The following is a 24,949-nucleotide window of genomic DNA, read 5'->3' as shown; positions in this document are numbered from 1 at the left end:
CCCTCTCTAGGAATCTCAGTACCCGGACCACGCCGAGACCACTTCGATGGCCTGGCCGGTGTTGAGTCGCGGGTCACACAGGCTGGTGACGGGGCCCGACCCCAGCTCGGCCGTGTCAAGCACGCACTCGGTCACGTCGTCGGGGGTCGCCTCCAGATGGAGCCCCCGGCCGGAACCCCGGCCAGGTCGAGGACCCGCCGGAAGCCGCGGACTTCCCGGGCGACGTTGCCCACGAGCCGGTATTTGGTGCCGTCGGCGGCGCTCTCGGTGTTGCCGTGCATCGGGTCGGTGAGCCAGACCACCGGGTGCCCGGCCGACTTCACGGCCTCCACGAGCCGGGGCAGCCGGTCGGCGACGAGGTCGGCGCCCATGCGCACGATGAGCGACAGCCGGCCCGGCTCCCGCTCCGGGTCCAACCGGTCGCACAGCTCGGCGATCTCGCCGGGGGTCATGGACGGGCCGACCTTGCAGGCCACCGGGTTGATCACCTGGGCGAGCAGGGCGACGTGCGGCCCGTCGAGTTGCCGGGTCCGCTCGCCGATCCACGGCCAGTGGGTGGAGCTCAGCAGGCGCCGACCCCCGTCGAGCTCGCGGAGCATCGATATCTCGTAGTCCAGGAGCAGCGCTTCATGGCTGGTCCAGACGGCGGACCCGTCGGTGCGAGGCACGGACCCGACCCAGCCGAGCTGCGTCATGATCTCCCTGGCGGCCATATAGCCCGTGAGCATGCGCAGGGGGTCGGGACGGCGGCTCTCGTGGGTGGGCTCCGGCCCGTTGATCATGTGCCCGAAGAAGGACGGCAGTTCGGCATCGCCGAGCTTTTCGAACCGGCTGGAGCGGGGCTTGGAGAACTGCCCCGCGATGCGCCCGACCCGCAGCGTCCGCTTGCCGGTGGCGGTCTCCAGGTTCTGGGCGAGCAGGCCGATGAGCTCGGTCTTGCTCCGAATGTGGCCGGCGGTGCACTCGGCCGGGTCCTCCGCGCAATCCCCGGCCTTCAGCACCTGCATCTCGCCGGTGGCGACGCGGGCGAGGTGGGAGCGGAGGTCCTCCACCTGCGCGGCGGTCACCAGCGGTGTGACGGACGACAGGATCGCTCGTACGAGTTCGACCTGTGCCGGATTGTTCCATTCGGGCTGGTGACGCGCTTTGGCCCTGTCGATGTCGACGAGGATGTTTCCCATCACGACCTTCCCCATTGATTGATCAGAAGACGCCCGGCGAACGGCGTTCAGGTCGGTATGTCGGCCCGCTTGACCTGCGGGACGGTAATGCCCAGAGCCCTGAACTGTTCGCAGGGGTTCATGAACTCGCGCTGGCGCTTGATCTTCCCGTTCTCGAACAGGAAGGAATGCAGGAAGTGGTTGCGGTAGTGGCCGTCGGGGTAGTCGGGGAAACGGATCGTCCCCTCCCCGTCGCATTCGACCCAGAAATGGTTGGGGTCCTGCGTCTCGAAGACCTCGATGTTCGTCCAGACCCAGTCGGGGAAGCACTTGAGCGACCATTGACCGTGGTCACCCAGTCGGTCCCGGCCGGTGATGACGATCGGCTGCCCGGTCTCGGTCGTCCAGAGACCACCGGTGCCGTCTTCGGTGAACAGAAGGTGCCGGCGCAGGCGATCCTGCCCCCGGGTATTCATGTACTGCTCCACGATCGCACGGTTGCTCGCTCGCAGTTCCGATTCGCCGCGTGACTCCGCGAACGTAGCAGCGGATTCAGCGGATTGAGCGGTTTCAGCGATGCCGGTGATGTCGGCCATTGGATCTCCTGTAGTGCCGAAGTAATGCGGGACAACCGCGTGCACAAGGGCAGACTCGACCATCACGACGATGCCAAAGAAGCGTCGTCATGCGGTGGTTCATGAGATTCCTGTTGAACTCGCCTCGATGCCCGGCGGGTTGTGCGAGGACTTTGCTCACGCTTCGGCCGGTTCAGGAGCCCGATCACCACTGTCTGGCCGAAAAGTTCCAGCGGGTATCACCGCCTGAGGGATCTACTCCATGGTCTGGAGGATCTGCTCCATGGCGGACGCGGCTCTGCCGGGGTCCCGACCCCCCGATCGGGGCCCTGGACAGCGGAGGGCGGGCCCCGTCTACCGGCCGGGCCTGCACTCCTCTCTCTTGTGCCGCTCCTGGGCGAGGGACGCCCTCAACTCCCGTCGGCAGCGCGCCCCTTCGGGCCGCCGCCTGCCCGGTCACGTGCCGCAGGCCCGCCACCCGTGCGGGCGGACCCACGCATCCCCCGTGAATTTCGGCCACTCCAGCCGCGCTCGATGGAACGAACCAGCCAATACCGCGGCACGTTCCGTGGCCGAACCCGTCGAGCACCTACCTTCGCGATGCGCACCGAACACCTCCCCGGCCCGGACCTCGATGAGTCCGTATCGAAGAATTCGGGAAACCATCGCCGGAGCATCGGCCGCGATCACCCACATATTGCTGACACACCCCACACAAGGCGCTTGCCAACACACACATGACGCTTGCCCGACCAGAAGGAATTCCTGTGAAGCGTATTGGTGAACATGCGGTGGTGCTGGGCGCGAGCATTTCGGGTCTGCTTGCCGCTCGGGTGCTCTCCGAGGCATTCGACCGGGTAACGGTGGTAGAGCGCGACCAGCTGCCGGACGGGCAGCGGACGCAGCGGCGAGGTGTGCCGCAGGGCCGCCACGCCCACGGCCTGCTTTCCAAGGGCGCGAAGATCTTCGAGGAGCTGTTCCCCGGGATCCTCGACGACTTCGTCGCCGGTGGCGCGCCCGTCATCGACGGACCCGCCGAACTGCGGATGCGCTTGGGCGGCCACCTGTTGTGCATGGACGGCGAGTACGCCGACCTGTCCCGCACCTACCAGCCGAGCCGGCCGCATCTGGAGAGCCGGCTCCGCGCCCGGATCGGGGCGCTCTCGCGGATCAAGGTGATCGACCAGTGCCAGGTCACCGGCCTGAGGACCACCTCGGACAACGGCACGGTCACCGGCGTGGGCGTCAGGTACGAGGGCAGCGGCTCGGAGGACGTGATCCCCGCCGATCTGGTGGTGGACGCGACCGGCCGGTCCGGACGGACCACCAAGTGGCTGGTCGAGATGGGGTACGAGCCGCCGGCCGAGGAGCGCATCGACGTCGACATCATGTACACCAGCCGGTACCTGCGGCCGGCCCCCGGCTCGATGGGCCGCGAGAAGGTCGTGATCATCGGGCACGCGCCGGGCAGCCCCAAGGGCGCGGAGTTCCTGGAGGAAGAGGACGGCCGCTGGGTCCTGACGCTGATCGGCTACCGCGATCACCACCCGCCGACCGACCCGGCCGGGTGGATAGAGTTCGCCAGGCCCCTGGTCCCCGACCACGTCTTCGCGGCGATCCGCGACGCCGAGCCGCTCAGCGAGATCTCCGCGCACCGGTTCCCGGCGAGCGTGCGCCGCCGCTACGAGAAGCTGACCCGGTTCCCGCGCAGGCTGGTGGTGGTGGGCGATGCGATATCCAGCTTCAACCCCATCTACGCCCAGGGGATGACGGTGGCCTCGCTCCAGGCCATGGCGCTGCGTGACTCGCTCAGCGGTGACCTGGATCAGGTCGCGCAACGTTTCTTCCGCAAGGCCGCCAAACCCATCGGCGTCGCCTGGCGGATGGCGACCGGCAGTGACCTGGCCCTGCCTCAGATCGAAGGCCCGAGACCCCTTCCCGTGCGGCTCATCAACTCCTACATGGACAAGGTGCTCGCCGCGGCGGAAACGGACATGGTCGTGGCCGAGAAGTTCCTGAAAGTCCAGTACTTGCTGGAACCGCCGACGACCCTGTGCACCCCGAGCACCATGCGGCGCGTCCTGGCGGCACATCGCCGGCGTCGCTCGTCGGCCCCGGCACCCACCCATTAACGGAGGTCACGCCCATGCCCATCTCCATCGCCGACAAAGTCCTTCGGCTCTCCATGACCACGTTCCCGTTCATCGACGCGTCGCAGTTCTTTCCGGCGCTCTCGACGTACAAGGTCGACAGGATCTTCGATCTCACCGAGTTCGAGGAGGCCATGAAGCACTTCTTCCGGGGGAACCCGCTTTTCTCCAAGTGTCACCTGGTGGAGCTGACCTTCGACAGTCCTGAGGATTTCCCCCTCGCGTCGTTCCAGGCGCTCCTTGCGGAAAAGTACGAAAGCTACTACGACAGCTTCCTGGTCGCTTCCGTCACCTATCGCTCCGACCCGCACCTCCAGGGCATCTTCACTTGCGTGCCGTTTCCGCTGCAAGACGGATACAAGTGCTTCCACCTTCACCAGGCGCTGATGAAGACCCTGAAGACCAAGCAGGACGGATTCCAGATCGCCCAGGGCCTCGCGGAGCTGGGGATCCGCTCCGATGAGCTGGCGGACTTCGTGCCGCCCGTGGAGGCGGCGCCCTCCGGCGCGAGCAAGGAACTCCCCGTCTCGTTCACCGAAAACTCCGGCTCGCCCGTCAAGATCGGCTCCTTTCTGGAGCGGATGCGGGGGGACCTCGTCGAGCGTGACAGCGAAAACATGCTCATCCTCAAGAACAGCCTCTACTCGCCCAAACTGCCCCTCGGCAACTCGCTCCAGTTCCTGACGGTGCCGCGCGGCGTGGTCACGCAGAGCACGGGAATCCAGATCCGTGACTACTACCGCGCCGAGGAGCAGCGGCACATGGACGTGCTGTCACGCATCGAGCTGCGGGACGAGTTCATCGAAGCCGGCCGGGCCAGGATCGGGAATCTGATCGCCACGCCCAATGTCTTCTGCGTCAACAACTACGGCAACGTATCGGCGCACGACGGCACGGACGTCCAGGCGGACCACGGCACGCTCATGAGGTACGAGTGGCACATGCCGACCATCGTGCTGGGCATCACGGCGGGCGAGAGGTCCGGCCTTTCGTGGACGATCACCGTTCGCGACAAGGCCTTCAACTTCGCGACGGTGGCGCGGACTTCCCCGCACGGCGACATCGTCGGGGCGGCCGCCCGAACCAACCCGGCGGCGTCCGTGGCGTGATCCGCCGCTCTGCGCACGCCGGTTGAGGAGGTCGGGGCGCGGCCGTGACGGAGCCCCCTTTTAGGGGGCTTTTAGGGGGCCACCGCGGGCGCCGGTCGGGCGGGTCCGGTGGGCGCCGGGCGGTTGCGGAGGCCTGTACGTAGCGGCGTACGAAGTGGTGCGGGCGCCGCGCAGACGTCGGCGCCGGACTTCGCAACGGGCCCGGGGTCGAAGGCTCACCTCACGGCACCCGGGCTGTCAAGTCCCGCTCGCCTGCCACGAGTTGGCTGGGTTGAGGTGCGCGTGCCCGGCCGCCCGGCCGTACCCTGCCACCACCGCCGCACCCATCGAAACTTACCCCTGGACGCGCGCCGGGCGATCCGCAACGACGCCGCGAACAGACCCGAGAGGCTTCTGATGACCAGCCCCCTACAGACGTTGACCCTCGCCGACGACCTGCGCATCAGCCGCATGGGATATGGCGCGATGCAGCTGACCGGTCCCGGTGTCTACGGACCGCCCAAGGACCGCGCCGAGGCGATCGGCGTGCTGCGCGCGGCGGTCGAGCTCGGCGTCACCCACATCGACACCAGCGACTTCTACGGACCGGTCGTCGTCAACGAGCTGATCAGGGAGGCCCTGCACCCCTACCCGGCCGACCTGCACATCGTCACCAAGGTCGGTGTCCGCCGCAGCGCCGGCGGCGGCTGGATCACCTCCCTGGACCCCGCCGACCTCAAGGCCCAGGTCCACGAGAACCTCCAGCACCTCGGCCTGGAAACCCTGGACGTGGTCAACCTGCGTACGGCCTCCTTCGGCGGTGACGCATCCTCTGTCGCCGAGCCGTTCGGCGCCTTGGCCGACCTGCGGGAGCAGGGCCTGATCCGTCACCTCGGCCTCAGCGGGATCACCGAATCCCAACTCACCCAGGCCCAGGCCATCGCCCCCGTGGTCACCGTGCAGAACCAGTACAACCTGGCCGACCGCGCCGACGACGACCTCGTCGACCGCTGCGCCGAGGAAGGCATCGCCTACGCCGCGTTCTTCCCCCTCGGCGGCGGATTCAGCCCGCTGCGGTCACGGATCCTGCGCGACGTCGCCCACCGCCTGGGCGCCACCGAACAGCAGGTGGCGCTCGCCTGGCTGCTCCAGCGCTCACCGTCGATGGTGCTGATCCCGGGCACCTCCAGCGTGGCCCATCTGCGGGAGAACATCGCCGCGGCCGAGCTGCGCCTGCCCGACGAGGCGGTCGTCGAACTCGACACCATCGGGCAGATCGCCGAGCGCTGAGGCAGTGACCTCGGAGGCAACTCCGGGGCAGAGCGTGGGGGTTGAGCGTGAATATCCCCCACGCGGACGGCCTCCGATGGAACGAGTCCGTCAATATCGCGTGACAAACACCGCTCGGTCCAACCACCGCTTTTACTAAGACGAGCAGCCGCTCGTTCCGGAAGCGACCACCCTTCAAAGGGCTCGAGAAGAGCGCATGACCGCGGCCACGGCGGACCTGCTCGCCACCATGGACAGCCAGGGACGCACACGGGTTCGCGTCCTACACGAGAGATGGAAAAGCCAGTGACCACCAATCGCACCCTCGTCATTGTCGCCCACCCGAACCTCACGGAATCCCGTGCCAACGCCAACCGGCTGGCCGAGATCAAGGACTTGGACAACGTCACCGTCCACGACCTCTACGCGACGTACCCCGACGGCAAGATCGACGTCGAACGCGAGCACCAGCTGCTGCGCGAGCACGACACCATCGTCCTCCAGTTCCCGGTCTACTGGTACAACGTGACCTCGATGCTCAAGACGTGGTTCGACGCGGTACTGATTCACGGGTTCGCCTTCACCTTCGACGGTTCCCCCTCCGCGCTGAGCGGCAAGAAGGCCTGGCTCGCCGTGACGGTCGGCAGCACCCTGGAGACCTACGCCACGGACGGCGCCGCCCGTCGGCCCCTCGACGAGTACCTCGCCCCGGTCACTCAGACGCTGGCGTTCTGCCAGCTCGACTACCAGGGTTTCCACGCCGTCTACGGCATGATCTTCGAGACGTCGGACGAGACCCTCGCCCTGGACGCCAAGGAATACCGCAGGCTCCTCGCGAACAGCGAGACGCCGGTCGGCTGACCCTCGACCACTCGTGAATACGTCGAGTCTTCACGACTGCCTTCGATCCTCGATCCCCATCACGGCCCGTCATCTTGTCGGCGGGCCGTTTTGGCTGTCCGGACCACCAGAACCACCAGGCCCACCAGGCCCACCCGACCCCAGAGAAGGCGGCACCCCATGAAAATCCGAGACCTCCACGACGAATTCACCGCGGACCGCGCCGCCGCCGAGCGCGCCTACTACGGGAAGTACCTCACCCTTGAAGGAGTCTCCATCCGCACGGGCGAAAGCCAGTACGGTACGCCGGTGGTGGACGTGTCAGACGTCCCCGGAGGCCCCCACCTCGCCATCTTCGTGCTGCCGTTCGACCACCGGATCAAGGAGTCGTTCCGCATCGTGCGCAGCGTCCCCCTGGGCGTCCCCGTCACCGTCAAGGGAGAGTGCCGGGTCTTCAGCGAGGACGGAACGGTCCTGGTCATCAAGGAGTGCGAAATCCTGACCCCCTGAGCCCCACCCTCGACGCCCCCAGCCCGCTGGCCAAGACCACGGCCCGCAGACGGCAGGGGGCGCACCGCGCAGCCCGCACCTCCAGCAAACGCACAAGCAAAAGCCCCAGGTCACGGCGAGTGAGTCCTGGGGCTTCCACAGAGCCGCCTTCGGGATTCGAACCCGAGACCTACGCATTACGAGGGCCTGCAAGATCGTGACGGATGGTGCCGCGGTGGCACACCGGATCCTGTCTTGCCTGGTCAAAGGACTCGTCGGGCTGCGACCTGTGACGTCGCGTCCAGCGTGTGCCGCCGTGTCCGCTCACGCACGGAGTCGGCGCCGGAGCAGATGAACGCAGCTGGTCAGCCCACCAATCTGCTGATCACTCATCGTAGTGGTCTGTTCTTCGACGCAGAACCTTGAGTCAGCGCCTGGAGTTCCCGATCTCGGCACACACTCCACCGAAAAGGGAGCCGCTCATGGCCATGCGCTTCACAGCCCGAACCATCGCAACTCTTCTTACGATGGCGGCACTTGCCCTCTTACCTCCATCAGCCGCACATGCCACCGCCATCGGCACCACTCCCGTTGCCACCTTCGACTACCAAGTCGGAGGTGTCACCATGAAGATCCCGACAGGCTGCGCGTTCACCCACATCATCCGCGGCGACGGCAAGAGCATCACCTATCAGAACGCCGGCGTGGACTGCGGCTTCGTCGGCGCTCTGAACAGCGGCTTCTGCAACTGGCGCATCGACTTCACCTACGCGGACACCAACAACAGGACGTACCGCACCTCCAGGGGCAGGACCCACACCGAGTGCAAGATCGACCCGATGCGCAACAACGCCCCGCAGAAACTCCCCCACTACGGCAAGGCATGCGCTCACCTCTATGTCAACGGTGTGCGGCGAGTCAGCCAGTGCCACCACATCACCAAGTGAGCCGCACATGACCCCCGAGACCTCGTCCCAGGACCCCGTCCAGGAAGCGAAGCACCGCCGCGCCGGCATCATCGCCTTCGCCATCGGCGCCGCCGCCTCGCTCGCGTTCTTCGCCTTCTTCCCTGGCCTCCCCCACGTCATCGACTGGGGTGCCATCCTCGTCTCCCTCGTCGTCGGTGCCCTCACCCGCTGGGCCTGGCTGGCCCGGACCCGGAGGAAGCGCACCAGCGTTAGGTAGACCGTCCCGGCCGTTTCCACCACCGACGCTGTTAAGCGTGCGGGCGCTTACCGAGCCAATGCGCATCAAGCCAGACCCGATGTTCAGGTCGCAGCTGCACCGCCACAGGCTGGCCGTGCAGCTGCGCGTAGCACGGATAGCCATGAAGGCTCGGGATCACGTCGAGGGTCCCGGAGGCCAAGTCCACCGCGATGTGGCCGAGGTCGAAGAGCCTGTGGATGTCACGGCGCAGGAGCAGTCCGCCGTACTCGTGGTGCTCGCCACTCTCGGCGTAGCTGTAGAGATGAGCCGCTTCCAGGGCGTCAGCCGGCGTGGGCCCCGTGAAGGCGCAGACTTCGCCCTGCTCTCGCAGCAACCGCGCTCGGAAAGCCTCTTGACCAACGCGCGTCCGCACGACCGACTCCCTGTGACCCCCTGCTACGGCCAGGCGAGCGGCTGCGGCTATGTCCTTGACGGTGCTGGCCTGACCAGTGGCGTCGAGAAGTGCCTGCCGTAGCCGCTCCCATCGCGCAGGGCGCATACTCAGCTGCGACTTCGGAGAATCGCAGAGGGCCCGAAGCTCGGAGCCCGAGAGGAGACCGCGCCCGTTCATCCATCTCCTGCCATGCACAGACCGGTAGGTAGTCACCGACTTGATCTTCTGGCGCGGGGTGGGGAAAAGATGTCCGCACTTACCACAGCGGTAGGCCGGCTTCTCCCGCTGACGCCGCTTGATGTCGGCCCTGCCGCACTGGGGACAGGAGTACAGCGTCTTCTCGGCAGAAGCGATGTCGATGGCCTCTATCACCGAGACGCCGATGAGCTCCTTCCTGTCCCACAGGGCTATGACGTCTCCCACCGAGACGCGGGCATGATTCTGAACGGTGTCGTCCCAGCTGTAGTGCTGAGATGCACTGTCGTCATAGCCGTCGTTCCCGGCGTGCTCCCGGCCCTTCCCCAGCGCCAGCATCAGCCACGCGGTGACCACCTCGTCAGTGTCCAAGTCAGTGCGCAGATCGCCCAGTTCGTCACGGCCGACCTCTGTCTCGACCTCGGGAATCATGCGCTAATCATGCCGGAAGGGCTGGCGCGTAGGCACCGCCGCAGAGGACCCCGTCTGATTTCGCTGCCCGACTTCGCGGCCACGTTCGGCAGAGCCACAACCGGTGAACGTCAGATCAAGGCACCAACAGACTGGATCCAGACAAATTCGATCAACTCTAGGTATCTGCTTGCGACTTCGCCGAGATGCGTTCGATGCTGCTGTGACTCGAAGCAGCAGAAGGTGTCCGGCTATGGCGTCGTGCCATAGCGGCTTCTGACTCGCGAGCCTGGAGATCCCGTGGACATCTATGTCCTGCGGGCCAGTTCGGCATGTCTGCCTCAACTGGCACGCCTTTGTGAGCCGCCTCGGCTCTCATCTCTCCCCTCATGTGCGGGGACACGCCCCCTTTCCCTGGTCTTGGCAGAGCCTGCCGGATCCGACGGGGAGGCGCCGTGACCAACCCTCCGTTCGAGCCGAGCGTCACCCAGCAGACTGCCCTCGTGGACCACTTGGTCAACGCGGTGGTCAGCGATGCGACTGGCGAGGCCCAAGGGGACGTCTGCCTGGGTGAGCCTCCAAGTGCTCGGTACTTCATGGAGAGCCTCGGCCCGCACACCGTCGAACCTGGCGGAGCCGCCCCGCGGTACGGCCGCACAACCCCGGACAGTCTCGGGTTCGAGTTCGAGGCTGGGAATGCCAGCTCAATCAGCGTCAAAGCACGGGCATCGTTCTACTACGCGGCGCTTCCGACCCGATCACAACAACTGGAGTGGGCTGGCGAGCGCGAGGAACCGTACAGGCTGGCCCCTCTGTTCAAGCGACTGACTGTGACCGTCGGTCCCGTGGACATCGTTCTGGGGCAGGAGGCGGGCCTGCGTCAGACCTTGGAAGCCGAGTTCCGGCGCGCCTTCCAGGACGCCGTGAAGGTGGCACTCCAAGACCCTCGGATCGACCGGCGTGTCGGGAACGACCGCCGTGAGCGGCTGGTTCCTCCTGTCGCGATGGCAGACGATGTGGCCTTCGAACAGTGGCTGGCCCGGGAGGTGGGCGGCGGCGACCCCGTGGTGCCGTCCCCCGCCGCGCACGTCGTCATCACGTCGAGGCTCGTAGCGTCCGGGCGACTCCGCGTGACCGCCACTCTGCAGAACCTCGCCACCGACCCCGTCGTGACCGTCCAGGGACGGGGCAGCAACGCCGGCCGTACCCGTCGCGACGAGGCCAGGGACAACGCCCTGTTTCGCGCAGAGCTGGAGATCCAGGGCGACCATCTCCTCCCCATCGTGATGGACCTCGGTGCCGACGCCTACCGCTACTCCGGAGAGCTCGGGGCGTACGCGAACAACTGCGGTGTCGAGCCCCGGTGGCACGAAGGCAAGCTCGTGGCCGTACGCAGTGTGCCCGTTCCTCAGCACGACACCCATCGGGCCGTGGCCAGAACCGATGAGCGCTGGAGTTACGCAACACTCTCGGCCGACCCGCTTCCCGTTCTCGACGAGCTCGCTGACGAGATGGAGGCGTACCTGGGGGCCCCTGCCTGGAGCACCGAGGACCTCCAGGACAGGCCCGAGCTGGCCCAGCGTAAGGAGGCAGACCGAAGGGCCGCGGCCCTCGAGGTCGCCCGCTTCCGTGACGGTGTCGCTTGGCTTCGCAAAGACCGGCGTCTCCTGACGGCGTTCCGGCTGGCCAACGAGTCCATGGTGGAGCTCAACAAGCGACGAAAGCGGCCCAGCCGGGGGTGGCGGCTCTTCCAACTGGTCGCCATCGTCAGCCAGCTCAGTTCCCTGGCCTGGCGGGAGCACCCCGAGGACCTCTTCACACCTGGCCTCTGGGGCGACGAACACGACGTGGATCCGACCGAGGCGGCGACTGTCGTCTGGTACCCCACCGGCGGCGGCAAGACCGAGGCGTATCTCGGCCTGGTGTTGGTCTGCATGTTCTACGACCGTGCGAGGGGTAAGTCAGTAGGGGTCTCGGCCTGGTGCCGCTTCCCGCTGCGGCTGCTGACCTTGCAGCAGACGCAACGCCAGCTCGACGTGGTCGCCGCCGCAGAGACGGTCCGCAGCGAGAACGCTGACCTGCTCAGGGAGGTTGGTGGCGCCCCCGGCTGGCCGTTCTTCATCGGCTTCTACGCTGGTGGCGGCAACACCCCCAACTCGCTGATCGCAGACCGCATGATCGACCGCCTTCGTTCAAGCGAGGAGGAACGGCATGCGTACCGCCTCGTCCATGACTGTCCTTACTGCGGTGAGCGGTCAGTACGCATCCCGGCGCCTGATCCACAGCGGCTCAGGCTCCAACACGTCTGCATCAACGAGGCGTGCGGGAAGGTCCTGCCGATCCTCGTCGTCGACACGGAGATCTACCGGTACCTGCCGACGGTCGTAGTCGGAACCCTGGACAAGCTCGCGAACATCGGGCTGTCGGACAAGTTCGGCGCCCTCTTCGGAGACGTGGACTGCTGGTGCACTCCCCACGGTTTCGGCCGGGGTGGTAAGTGCCACGAACGTCATGCGCCCGGTCACCCGAAGACCCCACTCGAACCCTTGGGAGAGCCCCTCTACGACCCCTCCCCGTCGCTGGAGATCATCGACGAGCTCCACATGGTCAACGAGGAGCTCGGAGCCTTCTCCGGCCACTACGAGGGCCTCTTGGCCGAGGTGCAGCGCACTCTGTCGTCCCGGCAACGTCCTGACGGTCGGGGGGTTCGGATGAAGGTCGTCGCCACAACCGCCACCATCCGGGGCGAGGACCGACAGAGCGAGCACCTCTTCGGTCTCCGGTCAGTGGTGGTGCCCCTGCCGGGGCCCAACCTCGACGAGAGCTTCTACTGGCGCCTCGACCGGAGTCTCCCGCTTCGTCGCTTCGTCGGAGTCATGCCGACACGCGGCACAGCGGAGATGACGCTGGTCAGGATCCTGACGTCCGCCCACCGGGCACTGTGGAAACTCGACCGGCGAGAGGATCTGCCCCCCGCCCTCGCTAGTTGGCCGGAGGACGAGCTCCGCACAGTCGTCGACCTTTACCGGACGAGCCTCACGTACGCCACCACTCTGGTCGACTTCGGCCGTATCCGTCGCTCGCTGGACACCCAGGTCAACGAGGCCCTGCGCAGGGAGGGCTTTCCGGATCTCAGGGTGGCCGAGCTCAAGGGCGAAACGCGCCTGGACCAGGTACGCGGCGTCCTCGACGACCTGGGAAGCACCAACGGCAACACGGGCATGGTCGTCGCCACCAGCATGGTCAGCCACGGAGTCGACGTGGACCGGTTGAACCTGATGCTGTTCAACGGCATGCCCCGCTCCATGGCGGAGTACATCCAGGCGTCGTCGAGGGTGGGCCGCGCCTACCACGGCCTCGTCTTCATGCTCTTCAACCCCGTGAGGGAGAGGGACAGATCGCACTACCGCTATCACGGCAAATTCCACGAGTACCTGGACCGCATGGTCGAACCGGTGGCCATCAATCGCTGGAGCAGGTTCGCGGTTCGCAAGACCCTGCCAGGGATACTGATGGGGCAACTCCTCCAGATCGCGAACCGCGACTGGTGGCGGGCAGGTAACGCACCGGGCCACCTGCACGACCTCTCGAAGATGCAGGCCGCCCTCCGTACCCCCTCGGGCGGGGGTCTGGAAGGAGTCCAGCTCACCGAGCTGCTGGAGGTGCTGCACTCCGTCTTCCAGTCGGAACGGCCGGAGGGGCAGGAACTCCGCGCTGACCTCGAGGACATGGTGGAGCACGCCTTGGCGAGCCTCCGCTCCGCCGGCGCCTCCGCCGGTCTCACGGGTGGGAACAACCGGGGGTACCGCGCGACTGGCGACTACCTGGGTCTCGAGTACCGGCCCATGACAAGCCTTCGCGACGTCTCCGAGGGCATCCCATTCCACGTCGTGTCCGACAGCAGGAGGCCGTGATGGCGTTCAATCCCAGGAACGACGACATGGCCCGGGACCGGGGTCAAGTTCTCTACCGGTACCGCCCCGGCCAGACCTTCGATCACCGCGGCGGCTACACGGCCCAAGTGGTGCAGTTCGGGCGTGACGAAGAGTTCGACGGTCCCTCGCTCGACCGCGAGCACCTGGTACAGGAGGCGATGCGGTTCGTGCGCAGGTGGCGGGCCGCCGGGCGTGCGCTCGCTGCCGGAACTGACCGGGCGCCGGAGTTCCCCGGGGACGAGGATCGGCTTGCCGATCGCCACTACGAGGTCGTGGTCCCAGGCAAGGTCTTCTGCCGCATCTGGCCTCGGGTGGTGCGCTGCTCGAGCGGCGGGTGCGGACATGTCTGGACGGCCAGTGACCCACGGCCCGGAACGGACGACTGGCCGCCGGCCTGCCCGAACTGTGGCAACGCAGTCGGGAATCGACAGCTTCAGTTCGTCTTCGCGCACAAGTGCGGCGAGATGTCACCCATGTATCCGCCGAGCAAGTGCCCCAGGGGACACACCCGGTTCAGGTTGGACGATCGCGCGAGCCGGTTCCGTGACTTCCGGTGGGAGTGCATGACCTGTGGCTTTCCGCTGTCCGTGCAGTGGAGTTGCAGCAACTCCTCGTGCAGCTACCCGGACAAGTTCATGCACCCCCTGCTCCACACCGCGGGCACGGCGCACGTCGGGCAGGGGCTGACGCTCGTGAACGTGACCACCGCAGAAGAGGCCACCCGGCAAAGCAACCCCCTGTACACGGCTGCCGTGCTCGGCTGGTGGCTTGGTGAGATCACCGAGGACGAGTTCCGGCGGCTCACGGACGGGCACACGGTGGACGTACCCGACGAGGTCGTCGAGAGCATCCGTGTCATGGAGGAGGCCGGTCTGAGCGATCAGGCACGCGCACTCCGGGCACGCTTCATGCCGGTCGAGGTGGACCATCTGCGGGACAGCGTGACCAAAGCCCTCGGGTTGGACACCGACAGCGACGACGCGCGCGGTCTGGCGGCCGAACTGCACACCTATCGCCGAGTCCTGAACCTGGAGCGCCTGGGTGTCCCCCGCCTGCAGCGGGAAGCTCGCAACCCCGAGCGCCGCGCCCTGTACGAGCGGTACCCCGGCGTGCTGGGGGCTGCCGGACTCGGTCAGGAGACCTGCCTGATCAGTGATCTCCCGATCACTTACCTCGCGATCGGATACAGCCGGACGGGGTTCAGCCCCGAGGAGGCCGACCTGGTGCCCTATCGGGGACGTGCCGTACGAGGTGCACCCGAGAAGACCCTCCTCTACGCCCACCCCACAGAAGCGGAGGCTCTACTCTTCCCCGTGGACCGCGAGCGGGTGAGCCGGTGGCTGGTCCGCAACGAGCTCGTGAGCCGTAGCACCCTGGAGGATGCGGGGGGCGTCACGAAGTGGCTGGTGCACCAGCTTGGCCCCAGCGACGGCCAAGCCCTCTCCCACGAGACCCGGCCGGAACCCGGGCACCCCGATCTCCCTGTTCACGAGCTGTTCGGTCTGCTTCACTCCCTGTCCCACCAGTTGCTCCGGGCTCTGGCTGTCGACAGCGGCTACAGCGAGACGAGCCTGTCCGAGTACCTCTTCCCGTACGACCTGGCATTCGCCATCTACCCCAACGGGGGGAGTGACTTCAGCCTCGGTGCCATGCGGACGGTACTCGAACAGAATCTGGACGCGGTCGTCAGCCGTGCAGTCGACAACGACGCGTGTCTGTACGACCCGAACTGCATGATCACCAACGAGGGCGCGGACCACGGCTGTCTCCAACTGCCCGAGACCGCCTGCCAGTCCTGGAACCGGAACCTCTCCCGTTGGCATCTGTTCGGATCTCCCGACGGTTCCAGGGTCGGGTACTGGGATCCGACCCTGTGAATCACCGGTGGTGGGGGCGGGAACTGAACCAACACCCTCCCCCCATCACTTTCCGAGCGTGCGCGAATTCCCCAACCAACCGTCGGTCATGGACGATTCGGAGTCTCCGTGAAGCCCGAGCTGGATCTCTTGGACGTCATCTCCGACGCGCGTGCCCGTGTAGGTGCGCACCCGGCTTGGCAGTCCGGGCCGGAAAGGATCTACGACCTGCTCCGCACGGCGACCAAGTTGCGAGCCATGGAGATCGCTTCAGGAGTCGAGTCCGATCTGCCGTGGGAAAGTGTCCTCGCCCAACTCGTCGCATGGCACCACGACTTCCCGCTAGGCACAGGTCCGTGCTCTGAGTCCGCTGCTGGCGAGATCACGGCGTTGGCTGCCGCAGCCCAGCACTGGGACCGATTGGAGACCGGTGTCCGAACTGGCGCCTACCAGGTGCGCCTGACTGGAGGGGGCTTCCGTGTGCGTCACAGCTGGAACCCCGCCGTCGAAGTCGCCGACGCGTTCCTCGAAGCAGCGTCGGTTCCGACGCAGTTGCCGAGACTGTCCGAGACGGAACGCCGGTGGATCTCCACGAGGAGCGCCAGCTCTAGGAAGGGGCCGCCAGGGGACGTCTTGGAGGCTGCGGTCAACCGCGCCACCGTGACCATCGAGGCTTATCGGAAGGCAGTGCCCGAGGGCCAGGTTCCAGACACCTTCCCCCTCGGCGAGGGGATGACCGCCGGAGACATGGCCCGCGTCCTGGCGGTGATCATGGGGCTCGCCTCGCTGTGCGAGGAGACAGCGCACCGGCTCTCGAGACTGGAGTCAACGCTCGCTCACATGCCGATTCCACGGCTGATGGCTCTCCTCGCGGACATGTGCCCGACCGTGTCGGAGGCTCATCGCGCCCTCGCAGTGGAGAGGCTCACCTACCGCACCGGACGTTCCTGCAGGACGTCCCCGCTGGTGCCGTACGGTGACTCCGTGATCATCTGCCCGCCCCTGATCACTCCCCGGGCCGTGGACCCGATCATGCTTCGTTCCGCTGCCCACGACTCCCGAGGGTTCGGCAGTATCGGACGTGAACTAGGCAACCGTGCAACCGCATGGACCGAATGGCTCCGCGCGACCCCAGGTGCTCTCGTCGCCGAGCGAGTGCCCGCGACGAGAGCCGACGGCCGATCTGCTGGCGACCTGGACGTGGTAGCCGTGGACCCGGCCAGGCGTGTGGGCCTGTGCTTCGAGATCAAGTGGCCGATCGAGGCGCTGTCACTGCCCGAGGCGATGAAGGTGGAGAACTGGGCCACCTCCGCCGCCCGCCAGTTGGAACGGCTGAGAGAAGAACTACGCGCGGGAACGGCGACGGCCCTGCTGCCGAGCGGCTGGCCACCTTTCGAGTCGATCGACTGGACCTGGTGCGTCGGCACTCCACAGCAGCTCTGCCTGCGTCCGCTCCCAGCGCAGGCCATGCGTGTCACATCCCTTCGTTACGTACAGGCTCTGGGAACGCCACCCGACCTGGCGACCTTGTCAGACGCGCTCGTGAGGCCCGACCTACCGACCGAGGGGGTGCATTTCAAGGTCGCCAAGAGATCTTTCCCCGTGGGAAGTCGTCAGGTCCATCTCGATGCGCTGGGACTGATCCCTGGCCACTGGCGCCCCCGATTCCGGTGAAGGTCGACGAGGTGGACGGCCTGTTCGACGGGGTCACTGCGTGAGCAGGTCCGAAGCCGTTGCCGGGAGGGACAGGAAGTCTCGACCCCATCCCACCTCCCGAAACCACGGGTCCGGCGAACTCCGGCCGGCATGCGGTGCTGCTCTCGTAGCATCGATTGGTGGTGGAGTGTGTCGCCCTGAGTGAACGAACGCACGCAGCGGCCCCTCTTGGTCCGGGGTCGCATCCGCCCGGTTTCAACGAGTCTCCGGGACGGTCACCTCCGGAGAACAACGTCACGGGGAAGCAGAGCCGGGCACATATGACGTACGACATCGCCGCCCCCGAGCCGGCAGGCATGGTGGCTTCGCTCAGCTCGCTGGGTTACTCGCTGCCAGCTGCCGTCGCTGACCTCGTGGACAACAGCATCTCCGTCGAGGCCCGGACCATCGATGTGGAGTTCACCTGGGACGGCGCCGACTCCTGGATCGCGGTTGTCGACGACGGCTGGGGCATGACCGCCGAGGAACTCGTCACGGCCATGACGGTGGCCGCCCGCGGCCCCGCGACGCCACGTTCGGCCACCGATCTCGGCCGGTTCGGCGTCGGCCTCAAGTCCGCCTCGTTCTCCCAGGCCAGGCAGCTCACCGTGAGCTCGGCCAAGGCCAGGGGTCAGTGGCACACCCGAACCTGGGACCTTGACGTCGTCGAACAGTCCGGCCAGTGGCGCCTGCTCCACGACGCGGACACCGACACCATGGCCGTACTGGACAGACTCCGGGGAGATTCCGACCACGGCACCATCGTTCTCTGGCGGCGGCTCAACGGATACCACGCCGATGAAGTGAGCACCGGCGACGAGGGCACCCAGAAGCAGTTCTACGCCGAGGCGACGCGAACCGAGTCACACCTCGGCATGGTCTTCGCTCGGTTCCTCACCGGTACCCGGCGCCGTGACCTGCGGGTACGCGGAACCACGGTGGAAGCCTGGGATCCCTTCCTGCGCAACCATCCCTCGGTACAGCCCCTGCAGCCGGAGGAGCTGCCACTGGGTGACAGCTCGGTTCGAGTCGAGCCGTTCATCCTGCCCGGCTCCCACCGGCTCAGCTCAGAGGAGTACGCCCAGGCAGCCGGCCCTGAAGGCTGGCTCGACCAGCAGGGCTTCTACGTGTACCGCCGGAACCGCCTGATCCTCGCCGGTGACTGGCTGGGGCAACGGGGAATGCGACGTGAGGAGAAGTACAACCTGGCGCGCATCGCCGTGGACATCCCGACCGAGACGGATGCCGAGTGGAGCGTCGACGTGAGGAAGTCGAGCGTCGTCCCACCCGTCGCCCTCCGGCCGCATCTCAACCGCATCGCGCGCAAGGCCCGGTCGACCGCGGCGGACGTGCTCCGGTACCGGGGGCAGGTCGCCGCCCGCACTCACGGCGACCCGCTGTCGTACGCGTGGCTCGTACGCCGCCCCGAAGGCAGAGTCACCTGCAAGATCAACCGCAGCCACCCGCTGGTCCAGTCTGCTCTGCGTCCGGGCGGCAACACCAGCGCCGACGTGCGCGCGTTGATCCGTCTCCTTGAGGAGACGATCCCCGTCGCGGCGCTGCGCGTGATGCACGAGACCGACAGCAGTGACGACCCGGAACCGTTCGGCGGTCCAGGCCCGGCTGACGACGCGGCCGTCGAGGTCGCACAGCGCATCTACGAGTCCCTGGTCTCGGGTGGCCGTTCTCCGTCCGCCGCCAAAGATCGGCTGCGGACCATGCCACCCTTCGACCAGCTGCAGGGTTTCTGGAGCAGATGACGCGTTGTCAGTAGCCGCCCCTACGCTCCCAGACATCGACTTCGACCGACCGGAGGTTCCACATGAGCGACGTTCCCGACGACCCCATGGCCAAGGCCCGGCGCCTGGTGCTCAGTTTCCTGCCTCAGGACCGGCAGCCGAAGTCCGACGAGGTGTACAACGCGGTCAACGTCATCTTCGGCATGATGGCCGCACAGGGTGAGGCCGTCGACCGGGACGTGCTGGTCAAGGAGATCGAGGCCCTGACAGCCGTCTTCCAGGAGCGGTCCCTCGCCCTCACCGAGGGCGAGGGCCACGAACCGTGGCTGCCCGAGGCGAAGAACGACCGCGACTGGGACTTCTGGGAGCGCTACCGCAGGTACCTCGAAGACGTGGTCAGCCTCCCCCCGTGGGTCGTGCGCCGACTGGACCAGAGCTCGGACGACGTACTGAGCCAGCTGGAGGATCCTCGCCGTCCGGGACCGTGGCGCCGCCGGGGCCTGGTGATCGGCCAGGTGCAGTCGGGAAAGACCGGCCAGTACATCGGGCTCACGGCGAAGGCGGTGGACGCCGGCTACCGCTTCATCGTGGTGCTCGCAGGCATCCACAACGACCTCCGCAGTCAGACCCAACTCCGGATCGACGAGGGGCTCCTGGGCTTCGACACCCAGAACCAGAGCCGCTCGGACGAGAACGGGCGTTCCCGTGCCATAGGTGTGGGCAAGATGCCGCTGGCGAAGAAGCTCAAGATCGCCTCACCGACCAACAGCGGCGAGAAGGGGGACTTCGGTCTCGCGACGGCGAAGGCGATCAACTTCCCCCTGGGTGACTTCCCCGTCGTCCTCGTCGTCAAGAAGCACTACAAGATTCTCGAGTACGTACGTAAGTGGGTACTGGACGTACACGGCGTCGAGGACGAGAACGGTGACAAGGTCATCAGCGACCTCCCGCTGTTCGTCATCGACGACGAGGCCGACAACGCATCCATCAACACGGTGCGGGACCCGGAAGCGGATCCGACCAAGACCAACGCGGCCATCCGCAAGCTCATGAAGAGCTTCGACAAGTCCGCGTACGTGGGCTACACGGCCACGCCGTTCGCCAACATCTACATCGACCCGGAGGCGGACCACTCCGAGGCGGGCGAGGATCTGTTCCCCGCCAGCTTCATCCGCAGTCTGCCGTCCCCGTCGAACTACCTCGGTCCCGAAAGGGTCTTCGGTCTCCAGGTGGAGGATGAGGACGAGGACGACGTACAGGCTCTGCCGCTCGTCCGGCACGTGGACGACAGTGACGCCTGGCTCCGGTCCGGCCACAAGGCGGGCGACGTCCCCGCTGGGGACCTCCCGAAGTCGCTGCGCGAGGCGATCCTCTCCTTCGTGCTCTCCTGCGCCGCCCGCCGAGCCCGGGGACAGGCGAAGGTCCACAACTCGATGCTGGTGCACGTCACCCGTTTCACCGCTGTGCAGACCCTGGTGCACGAGCAGGTCCAGGACCACCTGCACCTCATCGTGGACATGATGCGGGATCGCTACGGAAAGGGGCCCCAGATCCGTGCCGAGTTCCGTGCCCTGTGGGAGAGGGACTTCGCCCCGACCACCGAGTGCTTCGAGCCCGAACAGGCCGAGCGCCTGACTTGGGATCAGGTCTCCGACCAGCTCCTTCCGGCCCTCCGGAAGATCCAGGTCAAGACCGTGAACGGCTCCTCCAAGGACGCCCTCGACTACTACGACAACCGCAGGAACGGCCTCTCGGTGATCGCCATCGGAGGGCAGAAGCTCTCCCGCGGCCTCACCCTTGAGGGCCTGACGGTCAGTTACTACCTGCGGCCGTCGAAGACGTACGACACGCTCCTGCAGATGGGCCGGTGGTTCGGCTACCGCCCCGGGTACGAGGACCTGTGCCGCCTCTACACCATGCCGGCTCTCGAGGACGCCTATGTGGAGGTCACAGCCGCCACCGACGAACTGCGCAGGGAGGTCGAGGAGATGGCGACTCTCGGCCTCACTCCGAAACAGTTCGGGCTCAAGGTGCGGGCCTCCTCGCTGGGTCTCACCGTGACAGCAGCCAACAAGATGCGGCAGAGCACGAAGATCATGCTCAGCTACTCCGGCGAGGGTCCGGAGACCGTGATCTTCAATCTCGCGAAGGGGACCGTCGAGCGCAACTACCAGGCCCTGGAATCGCTCGTCCGTCGCATGGGCGCGATCACCAAGCCGGTCCCTGCCGAAGCGCCGAACGGCAAGGTCCGGTGGAACAACGTGCCCGCAGAGATCGTCTCCGAATTCCTGACCGCCTACGAGACCGATCGCATGGCACAGCGTGTCCGCCCGAGGCTCATTGCGAAGTACGTGGATCAGTGCACGAGGGTCGGCGAGCTCGGCAGCTGGACGGTCTGTCTGGTGGGTAGCACGGCGTCGAACTCTCCTCAGGAGATCGCCGGGCACACGGTCGGACTCGTGACCCGTAAGGCACTCAACCCCAAGTTCGGGGACGAGGGTCGATACACCATCCGCAGGGTACTCAGCCCGCCGGACGAGATGATCGATCTCGATGACGACCAGAAGACAGCGGCCCGAGAAGCCGCCGAAAAGGCCGCGAAGCTGCAGGACAAGGCGTCGGCTCCCAAGACTCCGGCCGGCCCGCACATCCGGCGACAGCGGAGGACCGACCAGGGACTGCTGCTCGTATACCCCCTCACGGTGTCGGACACATCTGAAGCCGGTCGGACAACCCCCGTCGTGGGCTTCCAGGTGAGCTTCCCGCACTCCGAGTACCAGACCAAGACCGAGTACGAGGCCAACGCCATCTGGCTGCAGGAGGACATCTACACCAAGGACGAGGAGGATGACGAGGCGTGACGGTCACCGACGTCACCGAGGACGAGTGGCAGGAGCTGGAGAGCCCGCAGGACACCCCGGGGCGCTCCAGTATCCGCATGTACCCGGATTCCCCTCTCGACATCTTCCTCTCCGTCTCCCACCCCGATCGGCAGCGCATGTTGGTCTTCCGTACGGATGCCCGCTCCGCGGATCCCGTCGTACGGTCGGTCGGGCGTCTACCGAGGGCCGCCGGGATCGAGATGAACCTGAGCGCGGTGTCACGCCTGGAGTACGAGCTGCAGGTGATCCTGACCGAGAACGCACTCCGGGAGGTGTTCAACCCGCTAGTCGCGGACGTGGCCGCCACCGCGCAGGCGGCCTCGGGGGCCGCCGACGCCCTGGCTGCCGCCGTGTCACGGTTCGGTCGGTGGCAGGACCTGCTGCGTGCCGTAAGTACGGACGGGCTCAGCGCCGAGGCGCGGCGTGGGTTGTACGGCGAACTCCTGTTGCTGGGAGACACCCTGATCGCGGAGCTCTCCCAGTCCGAGGCAGTCGACGCCTGGACCGGCCCCACGGGGACCAACCAGGACTTCCAGCTGCCAGACGTGGCCATCGAAACCAAGGTCAGCACCGCCAAGCGGCCCCGGAACATCCGGATCGCAAGCGAGAGGCAGCTGGACAGCACCGGCACCCCCGCCCTCCTCCTCGCCTTCGCGCAGCTGGACGAGCGGCGCGGAGGTTCTGGCGAGAGCCTGAACAGGCGAGTCGACCGCATTCGGCAGCAGCTCACGAACCCCGCCGCCCGAGCCCGATTCGACGGTCTGCTCATCCAGGCGGGCTACCTGCCAGCGCACCGGGATTGCTACGACGAGCCTCGGTACACCGTGCGGGACCTGCGCTTCTGGCACGTGCGAGACGGCTTTCCGAGGCTGACCGAGTCCGACCTCCCCGAAGGGGTCGGAGACTGCTCGTACCAGGTGAGCACCTCGGGTCTGGACGCCTTCCGCGCACAGATCGACGAGGTGCGGGAGATGATCGGGGGACCCAATGGCTGAGTCGGACCTGGACGAGTTCTCCCGTGGCTTGGTCGCCGACGTCCAGGCGACGGCCGACGCCGAGGGGACGACCACCCCGGAGGCGTTCACCAGGCGGGTCTTCGAAGACCTCGAACAGGCCGGCATCGTCTCCAACACCTTCACCGCCTATCACAAGGCGCACGGGCACGAGGTCCACGGCTACGGGATCGGGGAGTCGGGCGAGTCCCTGGACCTGTTCGTCACGGACTTCCATCTGGCGCCGCTGGGGACCAAGCTCAGCAAGGCACAGACCGAGACGTTCTTCAGACGGCTCCTGACCTTCGCTGCCCGCTGCCGTGACGGGTTGCAGCAGCACATCGACGAGTCCTTCGACGTGTACGACATGTGCGCGGCAGTCGAGAAGGCCCTCACTGAGGTGCAGCGGATCAGGCTCTTCCTGCTCAGCAACCGCATCGGCACCTTCACCGAGGTACCGGCATCCGACCTCGACGGCCTGCCGGTGACCCACGAGGTGTGGGATTTGGCCCGCCTGCACCGTCACGCGACATCGGGTTCGCTCGGCGAGCCCATCGTGGTGCCCTTCTCCCCGCCGCTCCCCTGCGTCGCCGCGCCTTCCTCGGAGGAGGACCACTCCGTCGCCTTGGCGGTGATACCCGGGCAGATGCTCGCTGAGCTGTACGCCGAGTACGGCACGCGACTCCTGGAACTGAACGTCCGTTCCTTCCTCCAGACCCGCGGCTCGGTCAACCGTGGAATTCGGGAGACCCTGCTGCACGCGCCGGGCCGTTTCCTGGCCTACAACAACGGGATCACCGCGACGGCATCGCAGGTCGACTTCGTGAAGGGCCCGGACGGCGAGCCCACCCACATCTCCGGGATCCACGGCCTGCAGATCGTGAACGGGGGGCAGACGACCGCCTCGCTCCACTACGCGCTCACCCGTGACAAGGCAGACCTGTCCGACGCGCGGGTGCAGATGAAGCTGACGGAGGTGGCGCCCGACCGGCTCGCCGAGATCGTTCCGAAGATCTCGGAGTACTCCAACACGCAAAACCGGGTGACCCAGGTCGACTTCAGTTCCAACCACGACTACCACGTGGAGATCCAGCGGATCACCCGCTCTCTGTGGGCCCCCGCTGCGGACGGCAGCGGCCAGGAGACTCACTGGTTCTACGAACGCGCTCGCGGCCAGTACACGGACGAGCTGGCCAAAGCCCGGACGCCCGCAAGGCAGCGGCAGTTCAAGAAACTCAATCCGACGAAGAAGAAATTCACGAAGGCGGACCTGGCCAAGTTCGTCCACTCCTGGCACCGGCTCCCTTACCTGGTCAGCCGAGGCGCCCAGAAGAACTTCGTCGAGTTCATGCTGCGCATCGAGGAGGCTCCGCCTCGGGTGGACCTCCAGTACTGCCAGCGGGTGATCGCCATGGCGATCCTGTTCAAGACCGTTGACCGCATTGCCGCCATCCACGGCGCAGGCAGCCACAAGAGCATGATCACCACCTACACCGTGGCGCGTCTCTCCCTGGCCACGGACCGTCGGATCGACCTCGACCGGATCTGGCGGGACCAGTCCGTGACGCCGGTCCTGGAATCCGCTATCCACGACCTTTGCCCACGAGTCATGAGGGCCGTGACCACACCGCTGGAAGGCAATCACGTCGGGGAATGGGCCAAGAAGGTGGCCTGCTGGGACGCGGTGTCCACAGTCCCCTGGACGATGCCGCGCGCTCTGTCCACCGAACTGCTCGACAATCCGTTGGACGAGGCCGCACTCTCCGGTGGTATCGGAACCGAGTCCGGAGCCGCCGAGGAGACAGCGCTGATCCCCGCCGACGAGTGGTACGCGATCGAACGCTGGGCCAAGGAGACACGCGCCCTCGAACCGTGGCAGCGGCAGCTGACGCAGTTCGTCGGCAGGAGGCTCGAACTGGAACAGGAGGTCCCAGAGGTCCAGGCCGTCCAGGCGCTGCACGCCCGCAACGAAGCACTACGTCTGGGGTTCAACCCCGCCCCTTAGAAGCCGAGTTCGGGCGATGAGGACAACCCGGCCCCGGACCCTGCACACCGCGGTTCACAGCATCCTCT

The 24,949-nt window shown here is 66.6% G+C and carries 16 protein-coding genes and 1 pseudogene; 14 read left to right on the top strand and 3 right to left on the bottom strand.

The features are described from left to right. Positions 1-15 precede the first annotated feature (15 nt). Positions 16-1,181 (bottom strand): annotated as a pseudogene (locus DWB77_RS21210) (3-deoxy-7-phosphoheptulonate synthase). Positions 1,182-1,228: 47 nt separating this feature from the next. Continuing rightward, on the bottom strand, positions 1,229-1,756 hold the full coding sequence (locus tag DWB77_RS21205; protein WP_174248595.1) for a PhzA/PhzB family protein: 528 nt from the start codon (positions 1,754-1,756) through the stop codon (positions 1,229-1,231). A 746-nt stretch (positions 1,757-2,502) separates the two neighbouring features. On the opposite strand from DWB77_RS21205, the gene DWB77_RS21200 reads away from it, so the two are divergent. The 7 genes from DWB77_RS21200 (at position 2,503) to DWB77_RS21170 (ending at position 8,756) form a co-directional block, all read left to right on the top strand. Then, positions 2,503-3,867 (top strand): FAD-dependent oxidoreductase, encoded by a 1,365-nt coding sequence (locus DWB77_RS21200; protein ID WP_162952585.1) that lies wholly within the window; start codon positions 2,503-2,505, stop codon positions 3,865-3,867. Between the two features lie 14 nt (positions 3,868-3,881). Beyond that, entirely contained in the window at positions 3,882-4,994 is a 1,113-nt protein-coding gene (locus DWB77_RS21195) for a hypothetical protein (RefSeq protein ID WP_120722742.1), read from the top strand. Positions 4,995-5,390: 396 nt separating this feature from the next. Continuing rightward, complete coding sequence (locus DWB77_RS21190; RefSeq protein WP_120722741.1) at positions 5,391-6,263, top strand: oxidoreductase; 873 nt, start codon at positions 5,391-5,393, stop codon at positions 6,261-6,263. 285 nt (positions 6,264-6,548) lie between these two features. Then, the gene (locus DWB77_RS21185) at positions 6,549-7,103 is read left to right on the top strand and encodes an NAD(P)H-dependent oxidoreductase (protein WP_162952584.1); all 555 of its coding nucleotides are present in this window, start codon (positions 6,549-6,551) and stop codon (positions 7,101-7,103) included. Between the two features lie 159 nt (positions 7,104-7,262). Next, on the top strand, positions 7,263-7,592 hold the full coding sequence (locus tag DWB77_RS21180) for an OB-fold protein (RefSeq protein WP_162952583.1): 330 nt from the start codon (positions 7,263-7,265) through the stop codon (positions 7,590-7,592). A gap of 605 nt (positions 7,593-8,197) precedes the next feature. After that, positions 8,198-8,518, top strand: a complete 321-nt coding sequence (locus DWB77_RS21175; protein WP_120722738.1) for a hypothetical protein — start codon at positions 8,198-8,200, stop codon at positions 8,516-8,518. Positions 8,519-8,525: 7 nt separating this feature from the next. Then, a complete protein-coding gene (locus tag DWB77_RS21170) occupies positions 8,526-8,756 on the top strand; it encodes a hypothetical protein (protein WP_120722737.1) in 231 nt (76 codons plus the stop codon). Between the two features lie 31 nt (positions 8,757-8,787). Here the strand turns inward: DWB77_RS21170 and DWB77_RS21165 are convergent, their stop codons facing one another. Further along, positions 8,788-9,798, bottom strand: a complete 1,011-nt coding sequence (locus DWB77_RS21165) for an HNH endonuclease (protein WP_246033592.1) — start codon at positions 9,796-9,798, stop codon at positions 8,788-8,790. Between the two features lie 434 nt (positions 9,799-10,232). On the opposite strand from DWB77_RS21165, the gene DWB77_RS21160 reads away from it, so the two are divergent. The 7 genes from DWB77_RS21160 (at position 10,233) to DWB77_RS21130 (ending at position 24,881) form a co-directional block, all read left to right on the top strand. Beyond that, complete coding sequence (locus tag DWB77_RS21160) at positions 10,233-13,691, top strand: helicase-related protein (RefSeq protein ID WP_162952582.1); 3,459 nt, start codon at positions 10,233-10,235, stop codon at positions 13,689-13,691. A 584-nt stretch (positions 13,692-14,275) separates the two neighbouring features. Next, complete coding sequence (locus DWB77_RS21155) at positions 14,276-15,589, top strand: hypothetical protein (RefSeq protein ID WP_162952581.1); 1,314 nt, start codon at positions 14,276-14,278, stop codon at positions 15,587-15,589. 108 nt (positions 15,590-15,697) lie between these two features. After that, a complete protein-coding gene (locus tag DWB77_RS21150; RefSeq protein WP_120722734.1) occupies positions 15,698-17,242 on the top strand; it encodes a hypothetical protein in 1,545 nt (514 codons plus the stop codon). Positions 17,243-17,544: 302 nt separating this feature from the next. Beyond that, positions 17,545-19,023 (top strand): ATP-binding protein, encoded by a 1,479-nt coding sequence (locus tag DWB77_RS21145; protein WP_120722733.1) that lies wholly within the window; start codon positions 17,545-17,547, stop codon positions 19,021-19,023. A gap of 62 nt (positions 19,024-19,085) precedes the next feature. Next, entirely contained in the window at positions 19,086-21,863 is a 2,778-nt protein-coding gene (locus tag DWB77_RS21140; RefSeq protein WP_120722732.1) for a Z1 domain-containing protein, read from the top strand. Continuing rightward, entirely contained in the window at positions 21,860-22,879 is a 1,020-nt protein-coding gene (locus DWB77_RS21135; protein ID WP_120722731.1) for a PD-(D/E)XK motif protein, read from the top strand. The genes DWB77_RS21140 and DWB77_RS21135 overlap by 4 nt, the downstream gene beginning before the upstream one ends. Then, positions 22,872-24,881 (top strand): AIPR family protein, encoded by a 2,010-nt coding sequence (locus DWB77_RS21130; protein ID WP_120722730.1) that lies wholly within the window; start codon positions 22,872-22,874, stop codon positions 24,879-24,881. Before DWB77_RS21135 ends, DWB77_RS21130 begins: the two co-directional genes overlap by 8 nt. Positions 24,882-24,949: the final 68 nt, after the last annotated feature.

Origin of the sequence: Streptomyces hundungensis, assembly GCF_003627815.1 — a bacterium.
GTDB classification, from domain to species: Bacteria; Actinomycetota; Actinomycetes; order Streptomycetales; family Streptomycetaceae; genus Streptomyces; species Streptomyces hundungensis_A.
The sequence above is the reverse complement of the archived record's forward strand: the minus strand, read 5'-3'. Positions and strand labels throughout refer to the sequence as shown.